The organism is Stenotrophomonas sp. OVS01A (assembly GCF_019969775.1).
Taxonomy (GTDB): domain Bacteria; phylum Pseudomonadota; class Gammaproteobacteria; order Xanthomonadales; family Xanthomonadaceae; genus Stenotrophomonas; species Stenotrophomonas indicatrix.
Genome location: NZ_JAHXYV010000002.1, coordinates 394,058 through 407,996, shown reverse-complemented (window position 1 = coordinate 407,996; position 13,939 = coordinate 394,058). Strand labels below are relative to the sequence as shown.

Sequence of the window (13,939 nt, the reverse complement as noted above, 5' to 3'; positions counted from 1 at the left end):
AATGCGTGCCAACCAAGGTTGGCATCTACCGGCGTCAAGGTGTGCCGACCAACGGTCGGCACCCACCTGCGCCTCACTTCACGCTGCGCAGATGGTTCGGGCGCTTTGGCGGGCCGGGCGGACGACGCTTGTTGAACGGCGGTTGGCCGCGCCAGTAGCGGATCAGCAGCCAGCCGAACAGCATGCCGCCCAGGTGCGCGAAATGGGCCACGCCCGGCTGCCAGCCGGTCATGCCCAGCACCAGCTCGCCCACACCGAACAGGATCACGAACGTACGCGCCTTCATCGGAATCGGCGGGAACAGCAGCATCACCCGCTGGTTGGGGAACAGCATGCCATATGCCAGCAGCAGGCCGAACACACCACCGGACGCGCCCAGCACCGTGGCCGGATTGTCGAGCATCGTACCGACCAGCAACTGGCACACGCCGGCACCGACCACGCACACCAGGTAATAGGTCAGGAAGCGCTTCTCACCCCAGGTCTGTTCCAGCGGCGCGCCGAACATGAAGACGGCCAGCATGTTGAAGAACAGATGGAAGAAGCTGCCGTGCAGGAAGCCGTAGGTCAGCAGCTGCCAGGGCTGGAAATTGCCGCCCGGCGAGAACGCATCGAACCCCTGCTGCAGCGGCTGCAGCATGAACGGCTCGAAGGTCTGCATGCCGAGCAGGAACGGCTGCTGCAGCAGGAACAGGATCGCGTTGGCGATCAACAGGGCCTTGGTGACGGTTGGCAGTCGCGGGAACATGGGGACACCGGCATGGAACGGCCTCCATCATAGCCGCAGCACCGGCCTTTTTTGACCAGAGCGGACGGCCGCCCGTCCAGTCGCAGGCAGCGATCAGCCCGGCCCCCATACGGCCGCATCCAGCGCCGCCACCGGGTCCGCCGCGGGCATCCGCACCCGGCCGTTTTCCACGACAACACCCTCGGCCCGCAGCCGCTGCGATTGTTCGCGCCAGCCGGCCGAACCTTCGGCCATGGCGATGCGCCCATCCGAACGCAGTACACGGTGCCAGGGCAGCGACGGATCCTCATTCTGGCCGAGGATGCGTGCGGTCAGCCGTGCGCGTCCGGGCAGGCCCGCGCGCATCGCGACCTGGCCGTAGCCCATCACCTGTCCCGGCGGAATCGCATGGATCACCGCCAGGATGCGCGCACGCGCCTGCTCCGGCGTCAGCGGCGCAGCCGCGTCACCAGCAGTACGCCGAGCAGGACCAGCACGGTGCCGACGATCTGCGCCGGCCCCATCGGTTCGTCGAGCAGCCATAGGCTCATCACGATGGTGGAAACTGGACCCAGCATACCTACCTGCGCAGCCAGCGACGAGCCGACGCGCTGCACCGCCAGCATGATCGCCAGCACCGGCAGCACGGTGCAGACCGTCGCATTGATCAGCGACAGCCACTGCACGGCAGCGGGGGCCTGCCACAGCAACGGCAGCGGATGGGTAATGGTGAAATGCAGCAGCACCAGCACGCTGGCCACGCAGCTGGCGTAGGCGGTCAGACGCACCGCACCGATACGGGCGACCACCTGGCCGCTGCCGAACAGATACAGCGCATAGCTGAGCGCACTGCCCAGCACCAGCAGGCTGCCGAGGATGATCTGCCCCCCCTCGCGCTGCAGGTCATGGCCGAACGCGATCAGCACGCCGAGATAGCTGAGCACCAGCGCGCCGACCTGCCACCGACCCGGCCGCTGCCGCGCCAGCAGCACGTTGATCAGCAGCACCAGGGTCGGGTTCAAGTACAGGATCAACCGTTCCAGGGTCACGCTGATGTACTGCAGGCCCTGGAAATCCAGCAGGCTGGACAGGTAGTAACCGGTGAAGCCAAGCCACAGCACGCGCGCGCGGTCGGCCCAGGACAGTCGCTCGGCACGGCGCGAGGCCCACACCGCCATCAACGCGAACAGCGGCAGCGCCATCAGCATGCGCAGCGCCAGCAGCGTGGTCGCGTCCACGCCATGGCGCAGCCCCAGCTTGACGATGATCGCCTTGCCCGAGGCGGCGATGGCGCCGATCGCAGCCAGGCCGATGCCGCCCAGAGCGATGCGCGGGGACGTGGTGGCGATACGGGGGGAAGAAGTGGACATCAGGAAAAAAACGGGCCGCATGGGCGGCTGGAAGCAGCCGGATTGCTTCCAATTGTCTCATGGCACTTACGGGCGAACGATCCGATGTCCGTTCATGCTCACTGCAACTCCTGATCCACGCATGGCGTGGATCTACGTGTCGACCAAGGTCGACACCCACCCCGCCATCCCACAAGAACCCAGCTTTTTGCTGTTGCCGTTGCCGTTGCCGTTGCCGTTGCCGTTGCCGTTGCTGTCGAGGTTGCCGGCCAGCGGCCGGCACTACCGTGAGTGTCGGCTCAGCGCATCAACACCACTTCTTCAGCAGACGTCGGGTGAATCGCCACCGTGTCGTCGAACTGGGCCTTGGTCGCCCCCATCTTCACCGCCACCGCGAAACCCTGCAGGATCTCGTCGGCCGCTTCGCCGAGCAGGTGCACACCCACCACGCGCTCCTCTGGGCCGGCGCAGACCATCTTGAACAGGCTGCGCTGGGTGCCGTTGGCCAGCGCCTGCAGCATCGGCCGGAACCGGCTGTGGTACACGGTCACCTGCTCGAAGCGCGCACGTGCATCTTCCTCGCTCATGCCTACCGCGCCCAGCGGCGGGTGCGAGAACACCACGCTGGCCACGTTGTCGTAATCCATCTTCGCATCCGGGCGACCACCAAACAGACGATCCATCAGGCGTCGCGCTGCAGCCACGGCGACCGGCGTCAGGCCGACCTTGCCTGCGATGTCACCGACCGCATGCACGCTTGGCACCGCCGTGGTCTGCCACGCGTCCACCTCCACCTGCTGGTGTTCGCCGATGCCGATGCCCAGTGCTTCCAGGCCGAGATCCTTGCTGTTGCCGCGCCGGCCGGTAGCGAAGAACACGGCGTCGAACACACTGTCGATCGGGCCGTCATGGCCGAACGCGCGCACGCGTTCGCCGTCGCGCTTCAACTCACGCAGACGGTAATCGAAGTGGATGCGCACGCCCTGCTGGCGCAGGTTCTCTGCCAACTGCGCGGTCAGCTCGTAGTCGAAGCGCTCCAGCAGGCGGCTGCCACGTACCAGCAGGCTCACCTTGCTGCCCAGCGCCTGCAACAGCCCGGCAAGTTCCACGGCGATGTAGCCGCCGCCGATGATGGCGACCTCGGCCGGTGCCGCACGCAGGTCGAAGAAATCGTCGGATACCAGGCCCAGTTCGGCGCCGGGAATGTCCGGCCGCTGCGGATGGGCGCCGGTGGCGATGAGGATCTGCGCAGCGCTGTAACGCACGCCATCACTGCACGCCACCGTGTGCGCGTCCAGCAGATGGCCGCGGGCCGGGATGCGCACCACGCCGGTTTCATCCAGGCGCTTGTGATAGCTGGTGTGGATGTTGCTGATGTAGGCCTGGCGATGAATCACCAGTTCCTTCCATGACAGCGCCGGACGCGGCGCCACGTCGAAGCCCATCGCGCTGGCCAGGCCGATGCGCTCGGCCAGATCGGCGGCCAGCCACATCGCCTTCTTCGGCACGCACCCGACATTCACGCAGGTCCCCCCCAGTTCACCCGGCTCCAGCAGGGCAACCCGCTTGCCATGCTGCGCAGCGCGGATGGCACCGGCCAGGCCAGCGGAACCGCCGCCAAGGACGATCAGATCGTAATCATAAGAGGGAGTATTCATCGCAATCGCTCGAGTCGACAGGGAAGATGGCGGGCGAGCGCCCGCAACGAAGATCGGCAGGCAGCGGGTTGGCGCCGTCACCCATGCTGCTGCGAGCATGCCACGGCCCGCTGCAGGCCAGACGTGAGGGCATGCAGCCACGCAGGTCGAAACGCGCGCGGCCGGCATCGATCACGCCTGCCCGGCCCCACGGCGCAGTGCTGGCCACTGCCGGTACGTCATCGCACGCCACAGCCATTCCATCGGACCAAAGCGGAAACAGCGCAGCCACAGATGGCTGAAGATCACCTGCGCTGCAAACAGCAGCAGTGCCAACAGCAGCTGCCAGGCACGCGGCAGCACGTCGAACCATCCCAGCCCGTAGTGATAGAACAGCAGCGTGCAGACCACCGATTGGGCAAGGTAGTGGGTCAACGCCATCCGACCGACCGGCGCCAGCCACCCTATGCGCGCGCGCCAGTGCACGATCCAGGCCAGGTAGCCCAGGCACATCGGCACACCGCCCACGGCCACCAGTGCCATTGCCGCAGTGGTCGGCAGGTCATAGACACCCGGCGCCAGATACGGCTTCCACAACACACCTGCCAGGGTGGCCAGCAGGCCCAGCGGCAATGCGATCCAGCGCAGGCCGGCATACAACCGCGGGAAACGCTCCGGCGCGGTCAATGCGCCGCTGCCGGCGAACCAGGCACCCAACAGGAACATGCCCAGCACTTCGGGCCCGGAAATGAACATGCCACCCAGCGACGCGCCGAACTCATGCAGGCGCTGCACGTTGGCCTGCATCCAGTCACCCTGGCCGTACACCAGGCGTTGCTGGTCGATGCCTTGCTGCGCGTCGACCAGCATCTTCTGCAGGTCCTGCGGGGTGGCCATCGACACCATCGCGCCGACCAGCAGCATCAGCGCAACACCCAGCGCATACACCAGCAACCCCATCCAGGGCAGCCAGCTGCGCGGTGCCTCACGGCAGGCCAGCAATGGCAGCGAGGCCAGCGCATACAGCACCAGGATGTCGCCCGACCAGACCAGCAGCGCATGGCACAGGCCGATCAGCAGCAGCCCGGCGCTGCGGCGCAGGTAGAACGGAGTGAACTGGCGACCCGCCGCCTCGGCGCGCTGGGCCATCACCGCAAAGCCCGCCCCGAACAGCAGCGAGAACAGGGTGAAGAATTTTCCCTGCACGAACACGTAGACGAAGGCATCGGCCCAGTAGTCGATGCCCTGCCAATGCGCGTCGATGCCCGTAAAGGCCAGGTCCAGCGGCCCACTGAGGGCCTCGATGTTCATCAGCAGGATGCCCAGCAGGGCGAAGCCACGCAGTATGTCCAGCACGGCGATGCGTTCGCCGGAAGCCACCGGTTGCAGGGAAGGGGAAGCGGTGTTCACGGGGCATCCGGCGTGCAGGTCCGTCATTATGCCGCCGGCCTGCGGGCCATGGATGGCCCCGCCCTGTTCCAGATACGCAACGGCCCGCCGAAGCGGGCCGTTGCTGCCATCACGATCGCGGTGCGATCAGTGCTGGTGACCACCGTCACCGTGGACGTGGCCGTGTTCGAGCTCTTCCTTGCCGGCTTCGCGCACGTCGACGATCTCGACGTCGAAATGCAGGTCCTTGCCGGCCATCGGATGGTTCAGGTCGACGTCGACTACGCTCATGCCGACCTTCTGCACGGTCACGGCACGCGGGCCGAAGTTGGTCTGCAGCACGACCTGCTGGCCCGGGACCAGCTTGGCGGTACCGAAGTGCTTCTTCGGCACGCGCTGGGACAGGCCATCACGGCGCTCGCCGTAGGCATCGGCCGCCTTGACGTCGACGTCGAAGGTCGCGCCGGCTTCCTTGTCCATCATGGCGTTTTCCAGGCCCGGAATGATGTTGCCGTGGCCGATCAGGATCGCCAGCGGCTCGCCGCGGTCCTTGGACGATTCGATCGGCTCCTGGCCGGCCTCGGAGACGGTGTAGTGGAAGCGGACAACGCGGTCTTTTTCGATCTTCATGCGCAACTCTGTCTGGATCTGCCGGAGGCAGGCGGGTTGGGGCGGGTTGTCGCCCGGCGGGGACGCCGCCATCATGACGGCCAATCCAAGGTCGCGCATTATCCGGAGAACATGCACATCACGCCAGTTTCGTCCGGCACGCGCCGGCTCCTCGCGCCCGCCCTGCTGCTGGCCCTGCCCCTGCTGCTGACCGCCTGCGGCGGCGGCAAGGCCGTCCGTTCCGCACCGCCGCCGCCTGCGGCCAGCTGGCCCAGCACCACGCCGGACAACCCCGAGGCCGCCAATTCAGTGCTGATGCGCGCCATCAGCCTGGTCGGCACGCCCTATCGCTACGGCGGCAACACGCCCGAATCCGGCTTCGACTGCAGCGGTCTGGTCGCTTACGTCTACCGTGAAATGCTGGACCTGAAGCTGCCGCGGACCTCACGCGACCTGGCGGCGGTACAGGGGCCGAAGATCGACCCGAAGCGCCTGGCAACCGGCGATCTGGTCTTTTTTGGCAGTCGCGGCAGTGTCAGCCACGTCGGTATCTACGTGGGCGAAGGTCGATTCGTGCACGCCCCGAGCACCGGCGGAACGGTCCGCCTGGATTCCCTCAGTGGCCCCTATTGGAAGGACCACTACACAGGGGCGAAACGCGTCCTTCGCTAAAATGAACAGGCGATATGTTTAAAACTGTGACAATCATCACGGCGCAACTAACGATTTATTAACGGAATTTTTAACTTATTACTGCTTTTACAGGGCATGATGCCCCATCGTTTTTTTCCTTGTGACCGACGCGTGACGACAAACGACCCGACGTGCCAAGGCCAGACCGCCGCTTCTTCGCGTAGTGTCCGCCCGCTTCTGCTGGGCCTGGCATTGTGTCTGACCAGCCTTCCCGCCTGGTCGCAGTCCGCTCCCACCCGTACCGATGCGACCCCGGCTGCCACCGCCGAGACCGCCCCCCGCGCAGCCGCCAAGGCCGACGCCACCGCTCCGCAGCGCAGCCGCGCCGATGCCGCCGCCAGCGCCACCCTGGCCGCCCTGCTGCCGCACCTGGCCGCCAATGACACCATTCCCCTGATGGACCGCTCGGCCATGGTGGCCGGTGACCTCAGCCGCCTCCTCGCCAATTACGACACCAGCAGCGCCGCCAATGGCAGCGTCGTGGTCGGCAACGCTGCCGACAACGGCAAGGTACAGTCGTTGCTGCGCCGGGCCATGACCCTGCTCGGCACCCCGTACCGTTGGGGCGGCAGCAATCCGGACAGCGGCTTCGACTGCAGTGGCCTGGTCGGTTACGTGTTCCGCTCGGCCCTGGGCATCGAGCTGCCGCGCGTCTCGCGCGAAATGGCGCATGACGCCAATGCCGAACTGATCAACGACCGCGCCGCCCTGGCTGCAGGCGATCTGGTGTTCTTCGGCCGCAAGGGCCGGGTCGACCACGTCGGCATCTACGTGGGCGATGGCCGCTTCCTGCACGCCCCGAGCACCGGCAAGGACGTCCGCGTCGACACCCTGCTCACCGGCTACTGGGGCAACAAGTTCATGCAGGCCCGCCGGGTCGACCTCTGATCCGGGGTCATCTGCGCATTGCCTGAAAAGCCGCTGCCCTGCAGCGGCTTTTTCATTGGGCGGCTGGCCGTAACCGGGGCCGCTGGCCGCTGGCCGCCGCTTGCTGCGTTGGTCCTTGATGTCAAGGTTGCAGTGACCGCGACAGGCCGACCGTGTTCGGCCACAGCATCCCGGCGCGGGGCGGCGCGCCGGGTGCCCGGCTGGGCCGCCCGTGTTGCCTGGGGGAAAGGAATGGCGGCAAGCCTGGAGATTCCATCGCGTTGCGCAATCTGGTTCGGCCAACCGCAGGCAGCCGAGCGGGGTGCGCTGGCGGCGGCCGGTTGGCAACTGCGCTGCGTCAGCCCTGCCCCTGCCATGGCCATCGGCCTGCGCAGCCGCGACCACCTGGTGGCCATCGTCGATCTGCGTCACCTTGATGCCGACGCTGTGCAGCTGCTGCTGCCGTGGATCGAGCGGCATCACCACCTGCCCTGGCTCGCCGTTCTGCCCACTGGACTGGGCAGCGCTCCGCCCGCGTGGGGACCGCTGCTGCGCGCGTGCCGCGACCAGTTCGCGCTGCCACTGGAACTGCACGATCTGCTGTCGGCAATGCAGCGGCAATCCGAGGGCGACGACGCGTTGCCGCACATGTTCCGCGAGTCCGGCAACCTGCCGGCGCTGATCGGCGACAGCACCGCCCTGCTGTCGGTGCGCGCCTCCCTGCATAAATTCGCTCCGGTCGACCTGCCGGTGCTGGTCACCGGCGAGACCGGCACCGGCAAGGAACTTGCCGCGCAGGCGCTGCATGCCTTGTCCGGCCGTGCCGGCAAGCCGTTCCTGGCGATCAACTGCGGCGCGATCCCTGCCAATCTGGTGCAGTCCGAACTGTTCGGCCACGAGCGTGGGGCCTTCACCGGTGCCGCCCAACGCCGCATCGGTCTGTTTGAAAGTGCCCACGGCGGCACCGTGTTCCTCGATGAAGTCGGCGACCTGCCCGCCGACGCACAGACCAGCCTGCTGCGGGTGCTGCAGGAGGGGACGCTGGAACGGGTCGGCAGCAACCAGCCGCTGCGTGTAGACGTGCGCGTACTGGCAGCCACCCACGTCGAACTCGAACAGGCGGTGGCCCAGGGCCACTTCCGCCGGGACCTTTACTACCGCCTCAATGTTCTGCGCTTGCCGATGCCCGCGCTACGCGAACGTGGCAGCGATGTCCTGCTGTTGGCCGAGCACTTCCTGCGCGGCTTCCGCCAGCGCCACCCCGGCCGCGCACGCGGGTTTGATCCCGGTGCACGCCAGGCCATGCGCGGGTTCGACTGGCCCGGCAACGTACGTGAGTTGTTGAACCGCGTGCAGCGGGCAGCGATCGTGGCCGAAGGCGAGCTGATCAACGCCGCTGACCTGGACCTGGCAGAGCCGGACGCCCCTGCGCGGCGCGCGCTGCTGCAGGATGCGCGTGGCCAGGTGGAGCGCGATGTACTGCTGCAGGCCCTGCGCCAGCATGGCTACAACGTGTCGGCGTGTGCGCGGCACATGCAGATCTCGCGGGTCACGATATACCGGTTGTGCCGCAAGCATCATCTGGAGCTGCCGGCGCAGCGCTGACAACGCAGGCCCCTGCGCGGCCGGGCCTGACCCGACACCGGCAAAGCGCGGCCGTGCAGCGCCGCGCCATGCCGGGCTGCCGCGCTTACAACATGTACGGCACCTTGAATGCCAGGGTGAAGTCCGGCGCATCCGGGGTCAGGCCGATGCCCAGCAGCGTCACCAGCGTGGTGTGCTGGTTCAACGCGTAGGTCACGCCGAGATTGAGCGAGGCCGCATTGGCATCGCTGCCGATCACCTTCACCCATTCACCGCCCTTGAACCGGGTCGAGGCGCGCGTGCTGATCTTGTCGCTGAAGGAAATGCTCAGGCTGGTACGCTCGTTGAACGCGAATGCCACGCCGGCACCGAAGTACACCGAACCGCCCAGTTTCACATCGCCGGGGTTGACCGTATCCGGGTTGCTGTCGATATCGCTGAAACCGCGCGGGAACGAATGGATGTAGCCGGCGTTGGCGAACAGGATCGCCGGATCGGCGGTCTTCACCATCGAGACGCCCAGGTTGGCCTGCCACACGCCGTTGCCGGTCGGCTGTTCCTGCGGCACCGCGAAGCGGATGTAGTCATCGTCATCGCGCTCGATTACTTTCCAGTCCAGCCCATAGGGTGCGCGGCCCGTTGGTGCGGTAACGCCACCGGTCAGCACTGTCTCCGGGCGCCAGCCGCGTTCGGAGAACAGCCGGTAGTTGGCACTCAGGCTGACATCGCCGATGCCGCTGCCGTTGGTTTCTTCCTGCGCGATCGCCGCCGCCGCACCGCCGGCACCGCCCTTCTGGTAGACCGTGCGCCGTGCCAGGTACGGCACGTCCATGTTCAAGGTGAGGTTGGGGCTGACGCCCCAGCGCGCGGCTAGGTTGTAGGTCAACGAATCGGATTCGACGTTCTCGATCGCGATGTTGCCAAGGAAGATCGCATCCAGGGCGAGGAACCCGTTGAGCGTGAGCTGCTTGCGGTCGTAGCGCGCATAGGTGAGGCCGTTTTCGATGGTGAACCGGCGCGAGAACAATGCCGCCTGCTGCTGCTTGACGTCATCCACGCTGCGCCGGGCCTCCTGCTTGGCCTGCTGTGCCTCGGCCGCGCTGCTGGCATAGCCTTCGCTGCTGGGCGGTACCGCGGATGCCGCAGCCGGCGCCAACGGCGCAGCGGGCGTCGCACCGGGGCCTGCGCGACCACTCAGCCGCGCCTGCATTGCCTGCACCTGCATGTCCAGTTCGCGCAGGCGTCGTACCTCCTGTGCGTAATTGGCCTTGAGCTGTTCCAGTTGCGCGATCAATGCCTGCATGTCGGCGCCATGACTGGGCGCAGGCTGCTGGGCGAAGGCAGTGGCCGCCAGCGCCGCCAGCGCCAGCGGAGTAAGCCGGTAGAGAGTGTGCATGTCGGTGACCTGCGTTGTACGTCGGTTCCCCCCGACCAGGCCGTGTTACTGGCCTGGGCCCATGCCGCGGTTCATCCCGATCGCCTGGGCCACGTTCTGGCTCAAGGGCAGGTTGTTGGCCGCGGTATTGCGTACCAGCTCCAGCTGCAGCCGGTTGCTGGCGGTCTGTCCATCGCCGGCCAGGGCAATGCCCTGCCCCACGCTGCCATTGCGGATCCACTGCTGTACCAGGCTCTGCCCATCAACCTGCAGCAGCAGGCGCGCCTGGTTGCCATCGAGCATGGCGGTGGCAGTAGCCCCGCCCTGCTGTGCCTGTGCCATGCGGCTGCCGTCATCGCCCAGTGCGGTCGGCACCGCGCCGTCACGCACGGTCAGGGTGGTCACGTTGCGTGCGGTGTTGCCATCGCCGGCCACCTGCACGCTCTGCACCAGTCCGCTGGCATTGGCCAGGCCGGTACTGTCGATGCTGCGCCCTGCCGTTGCCGGCAACGGTGCGTCAGCGGCGGTAACCTGCACGCTTGGCTGGAAGCTCAGCTTGGGTGTGCCGCCATTGCGGAAATCCATGCCCAGGGTCAGCGCGCCCTGCACCACTGCACCGTTGGGTCCCTGCCACTGCGAAATCATCGTCACCCCGAACCAGGCCACGTTGTTGCCGCCAACGGTGTAGCGGCCGCGCATCAGGTTCAGTTCGGGATCGGGTATTTCCTTCAGGCCTCGCCCCGGTGCACCGTCTGCCGCCATCAACGGCGACACCGGCAACATCAGCAGCAGAGCGAGTACTACACGTTGGCATTGCATGATCGTGCCTCCTTCAGAACAGGTCGGCGTGGCTGAAGCCGAAGTCGACCAGTTCGGCATCGGTGATCGGTCCCTGCCGCGCATACAATGCGCGGGCACTGGGCCGTTCGCTGGGTTGCAGCAGCACCGTATTGCGATCGAAGTCGCTGCCGATCACGACGAAAACGGCGCGTGACGGCCAGGCGGCACTGAACTCGGCCAGTGACAGGCTGCGGTTGCCCAGGATCGGATCGGCCACTTCCACCACCCCGTCGCGCACCTGCTTGAGCACGACGAAATGCCGGAAGCCGCGTACATCCATCAGCACCAGTCCAGGAACCCGCAACGTGCGCAGGCGCGATTCATCGATGCGATAACCGCGTCCACGCATGCCCAGCGATTCGACATAGCGTTTGATGTCCAGCAGTGAAAAACCGCGTTCCTTGACCAGCTGTGGATCCGATACCCCCATCATTCCCTCGATCACCGTCGCCTCGGTGGTGTCCAGGTGGTAGGCATAACGCAGGATGGTGGCCAGAGCGGCCGCCCCGCAGCTGTAGTCGGTGTGCTGCCGCACCAGGTTGCGATAACGCCGCTCCTGCATGCTTTCCACCTTCTGCTGCAGCAGCGCGCCATTGGGCAGCACCCCGCTGAACACCACCTCGCCTGCCCAGCCACATGCGCTGGTCAGCAGCAGCAGGCAGGGCAGCAGACGCAACCACCAACGATGACCGGCCATGCCGTTCTCCACGAGAAGGAAGGAGCCCCTGCCCCAAGGGGGAGGAGGGACAGGGGCCCCCGGGGGAACCCGGCCATTGGCGGATGGCCGGGCTTGTTGCGCTCAACGCAGGTTCGCTGCGAAAGCGGTCACACCGTGGATCACTCGCCGCCGCCGGTCCCACCGCCGGTGCTCGGCTGCGCCACGGCCAATGCCAGGCTGTTGGCCTGCAGGTTGCCGGTACCCGATGCCACGTTCACGCCGATGTTGCCGGATGCGCCGGAGAACGCGCTGCCGGACAGTGCCGAGGTGTTGGTCGCATTGACGTTCACCCAGCGGGTGGTGCTGACCGTGCCGCTGAGGCTGGCATACAGGTCGGCCACGCCCAGCTCGACGAACTGGCTGGTGCCGCTTTCACGCGTATCGAAGCCCAGGCCACCCACTCCCGGCCGGTTCGGGTTCATCGTTGCATTCTGGATCTCGTTGTCCAGATCGATGTGCCCGGTCGCATTGCCACCCGGATGCGGCAGATCACCACTCCACGAATCGAGGTAGTAGTTGGCCATCTGGTAGGCATTGCCGGTGCCGCGATAGGTACCGGCACCCACGGCCAGGGTACCGCCTGCGACGCGACCGCTCAGGCCGACCTGCACCGTATCGGTGTAGGACTGCACGAAGCCGGCGTTGGACACGGTGTTGCCGGTGGACACCTGGTTGGAGCTGATGCTCGACTGTGCCATCGCACTGGTTGCCACCGAGGCTGCGAGCGCGTTCTTCTGCTCGTTGTTGTTGCCTGAGGCGATGTTCACGCCGATGTTGCCCGAGGCACCGCCGAAGGCATTGCCACCGAGGCCGGCGGCGTTGGTGACGCCGGAGTTCATGGTGGTGTTGCCGAAGCCGGCCTGGTTGACGAACACCTCGGCGTCGGCCATGCCGAAGCTGAAGGAAGCATCCGCAGCGGACAGCGACGCAGCATTGTCCTGCGCGTTGTTGTCGCCGGCCACCACGTTGAAGCCGAGGTTGCCGGAGGCACCCGCACCGACATCATCGGCGATCGATGCACTGTTGGTGACCAGGCTGTTGCCGGTGAGGTTGTTGCTGATCGACTGGCGGTTGTCGATCACGGCGATGGCTGCCGAATCCAGGTCGATGTCACCGGTGATGGTCGGATCGCCGGAGAAGTTGATGTCCGAGCTCAGCCGCAGATCCTTCTCCAGGTTCACGTCGACGCCGTGGTTGTTCTTTTCCTTGCGCTCGTCGGCCTGGATGTTGCTGTTCTTCTGCACCTGCTCGTTGACGTTCACCGTGCGGGTACGGCTCACGTTCGAGGTGTCGGTGTTGTTGCGTACCGTGGTGTTGGTGCGGGTCCAGTTGCGGACTTCGTTGTCGGTATGGTTGTGCGTGTCGTTGCGGGTTTCGGTCACGACATGGTTGTGGTTGATGTTCGCATTGGCATTCTGGTTGTCCCAGCCATTGGCCGCAGCAGCGGTCGAGGCAGTGGCAATTGCCATGGCGAGTACGGTCTTTTTGACAGTCGCTTTCATGGTGCCCTCTCTCTCATCAGGTGATTGGTTCGGGTGGGTGGTACTCACGGGTTGCCCTGCACGACCAGGCCCAGAACATTGGCCGTATCGTTTCGCGCTCCCGCGATCTGATTGAGTTGCAGGACACCGTCGAAGCCCCGCAGTGCCGTCGACGAAACGCCGACACTGCGGATACCCGCCGCAACACCGTCACCGGTATCGCCCTGCCCCCCTGCTGACGCGATGTCCGAGGCGGCCAACGCCGTGTCATCGGACTCGCGTATTCCTTGCCGGGCCAACGTCGCGCTGACGACGTTGAGCGTCGTGTTGGCGATGCCGCTGGCCTGGTTGATCGATGCAATGCCGCTGGCGCCTGCCAATGCCTGTCCGGCGATATGCGCGCTGGCTTCCAGTGGTGCCGAAAGCACGACGTCGTTGCTGTGCTGCTGGCGCGCAGCGATGGCCACGTCGGCGCGGTCGCCGCTGGCCATGCCATGCAGATTGGCCTGGATGTTGAGATCGCCCGCCGCCTGGTTGATGGCGATGGCACCACTGGCACCGGCCAGCGCGCGACCGTCGATGCGGGTCACGTCGAGGTAGGCCAGCATCCCGCTGTAGTCGTCGGCCAGTGCTGTGGCGGGCAATGCCAGCCAGGCCGCCAGCAGCATTG

14 protein-coding genes are annotated in these 13,939 nt (G+C 66.2%); 3 read left to right on the top strand and 11 right to left on the bottom strand.

Features of this window, described 5'->3' with window-relative positions:
- Nucleotides 1-73: 73 nt before the first annotated feature.
- The 6 genes from LC407_RS10685 to LC407_RS10660 all read right to left on the bottom strand — a co-directional run bounded on the left by LC407_RS10685 (nucleotide 74) and on the right by LC407_RS10660 (nucleotide 5,732).
- Complete coding sequence (locus LC407_RS10685) at nucleotides 74-748, bottom strand: rhomboid family intramembrane serine protease (RefSeq protein ID WP_223482807.1); 675 nt, start codon at nucleotides 746-748, stop codon at nucleotides 74-76.
- A 93-nt stretch (nucleotides 749-841) separates the two neighbouring features.
- Nucleotides 842-1,270 carry an MGMT family protein gene (locus tag LC407_RS10680; protein ID WP_223482806.1) on the bottom strand — a complete coding sequence of 143 codons (429 nt, stop codon included), beginning with the start codon at nucleotides 1,268-1,270 and terminating at the stop codon, nucleotides 842-844.
- Nucleotides 1,177-2,097 (bottom strand): DMT family transporter, encoded by a 921-nt coding sequence (locus tag LC407_RS10675; RefSeq protein WP_223482805.1) that lies wholly within the window; start codon nucleotides 2,095-2,097, stop codon nucleotides 1,177-1,179. Before LC407_RS10675 ends, LC407_RS10680 begins: the two co-directional genes overlap by 94 nt.
- A 278-nt stretch (nucleotides 2,098-2,375) precedes the next feature.
- Entirely contained in the window at nucleotides 2,376-3,734 is a 1,359-nt protein-coding gene (gene gorA / locus LC407_RS10670; protein WP_025876087.1) for a glutathione-disulfide reductase, read from the bottom strand.
- Between the two features lie 171 nt (nucleotides 3,735-3,905).
- Nucleotides 3,906-5,150: a DUF418 domain-containing protein gene (locus tag LC407_RS10665; RefSeq protein ID WP_223482804.1), complete on the bottom strand. Its 1,245-nt coding sequence runs from the start codon at nucleotides 5,148-5,150 to the stop codon at nucleotides 3,906-3,908.
- A gap of 99 nt (nucleotides 5,151-5,249) precedes the next feature.
- Nucleotides 5,250-5,732, bottom strand: coding sequence for a peptidylprolyl isomerase (locus tag LC407_RS10660; protein WP_025876084.1), 483 nt, complete (start codon nucleotides 5,730-5,732; stop codon nucleotides 5,250-5,252).
- 111 nt (nucleotides 5,733-5,843) lie between these two features.
- Here LC407_RS10660 and LC407_RS10655 point away from each other — a divergent pair, with 111 nt between their 5' ends.
- The 3 genes from LC407_RS10655 to LC407_RS10645 all read left to right on the top strand — a co-directional run bounded on the left by LC407_RS10655 (nucleotide 5,844) and on the right by LC407_RS10645 (nucleotide 8,876).
- The gene (locus LC407_RS10655; protein WP_025876082.1) at nucleotides 5,844-6,383 is read left to right on the top strand and encodes a C40 family peptidase; all 540 of its coding nucleotides are present in this window, start codon (nucleotides 5,844-5,846) and stop codon (nucleotides 6,381-6,383) included.
- Nucleotides 6,384-6,515: 132 nt separating this feature from the next.
- On the top strand, nucleotides 6,516-7,292 hold the full coding sequence (locus LC407_RS10650; RefSeq protein ID WP_033831682.1) for a C40 family peptidase: 777 nt from the start codon (nucleotides 6,516-6,518) through the stop codon (nucleotides 7,290-7,292).
- A gap of 231 nt (nucleotides 7,293-7,523) precedes the next feature.
- Nucleotides 7,524-8,876, top strand: a complete 1,353-nt coding sequence (locus LC407_RS10645; protein ID WP_223482803.1) for a sigma-54 dependent transcriptional regulator — start codon at nucleotides 7,524-7,526, stop codon at nucleotides 8,874-8,876.
- An 85-nt stretch (nucleotides 8,877-8,961) separates the two neighbouring features.
- Here the strand turns inward: LC407_RS10645 and LC407_RS10640 are convergent, their stop codons facing one another.
- The 5 genes from LC407_RS10640 to LC407_RS10620 form a co-directional block, all read right to left on the bottom strand.
- Complete coding sequence (locus LC407_RS10640; protein ID WP_223482802.1) at nucleotides 8,962-10,251, bottom strand: transporter; 1,290 nt, start codon at nucleotides 10,249-10,251, stop codon at nucleotides 8,962-8,964.
- A 45-nt stretch (nucleotides 10,252-10,296) separates the two neighbouring features.
- Complete coding sequence (locus LC407_RS10635) at nucleotides 10,297-11,049, bottom strand: hypothetical protein (RefSeq protein WP_032975046.1); 753 nt, start codon at nucleotides 11,047-11,049, stop codon at nucleotides 10,297-10,299.
- A gap of 13 nt (nucleotides 11,050-11,062) precedes the next feature.
- Nucleotides 11,063-11,767: a C39 family peptidase gene (locus tag LC407_RS10630; protein ID WP_025876073.1), complete on the bottom strand. Its 705-nt coding sequence runs from the start codon at nucleotides 11,765-11,767 to the stop codon at nucleotides 11,063-11,065.
- A gap of 140 nt (nucleotides 11,768-11,907) precedes the next feature.
- Nucleotides 11,908-13,290 carry a hypothetical protein gene (locus LC407_RS10625; RefSeq protein WP_025876071.1) on the bottom strand — a complete coding sequence of 461 codons (1,383 nt, stop codon included), beginning with the start codon at nucleotides 13,288-13,290 and terminating at the stop codon, nucleotides 11,908-11,910.
- Nucleotides 13,291-13,334: 44 nt separating this feature from the next.
- A complete protein-coding gene (locus LC407_RS10620) occupies nucleotides 13,335-13,937 on the bottom strand; it encodes a hypothetical protein (RefSeq protein ID WP_051501624.1) in 603 nt (200 codons plus the stop codon).
- Between the last annotated feature and the right edge of the window lie 2 nt (nucleotides 13,938-13,939).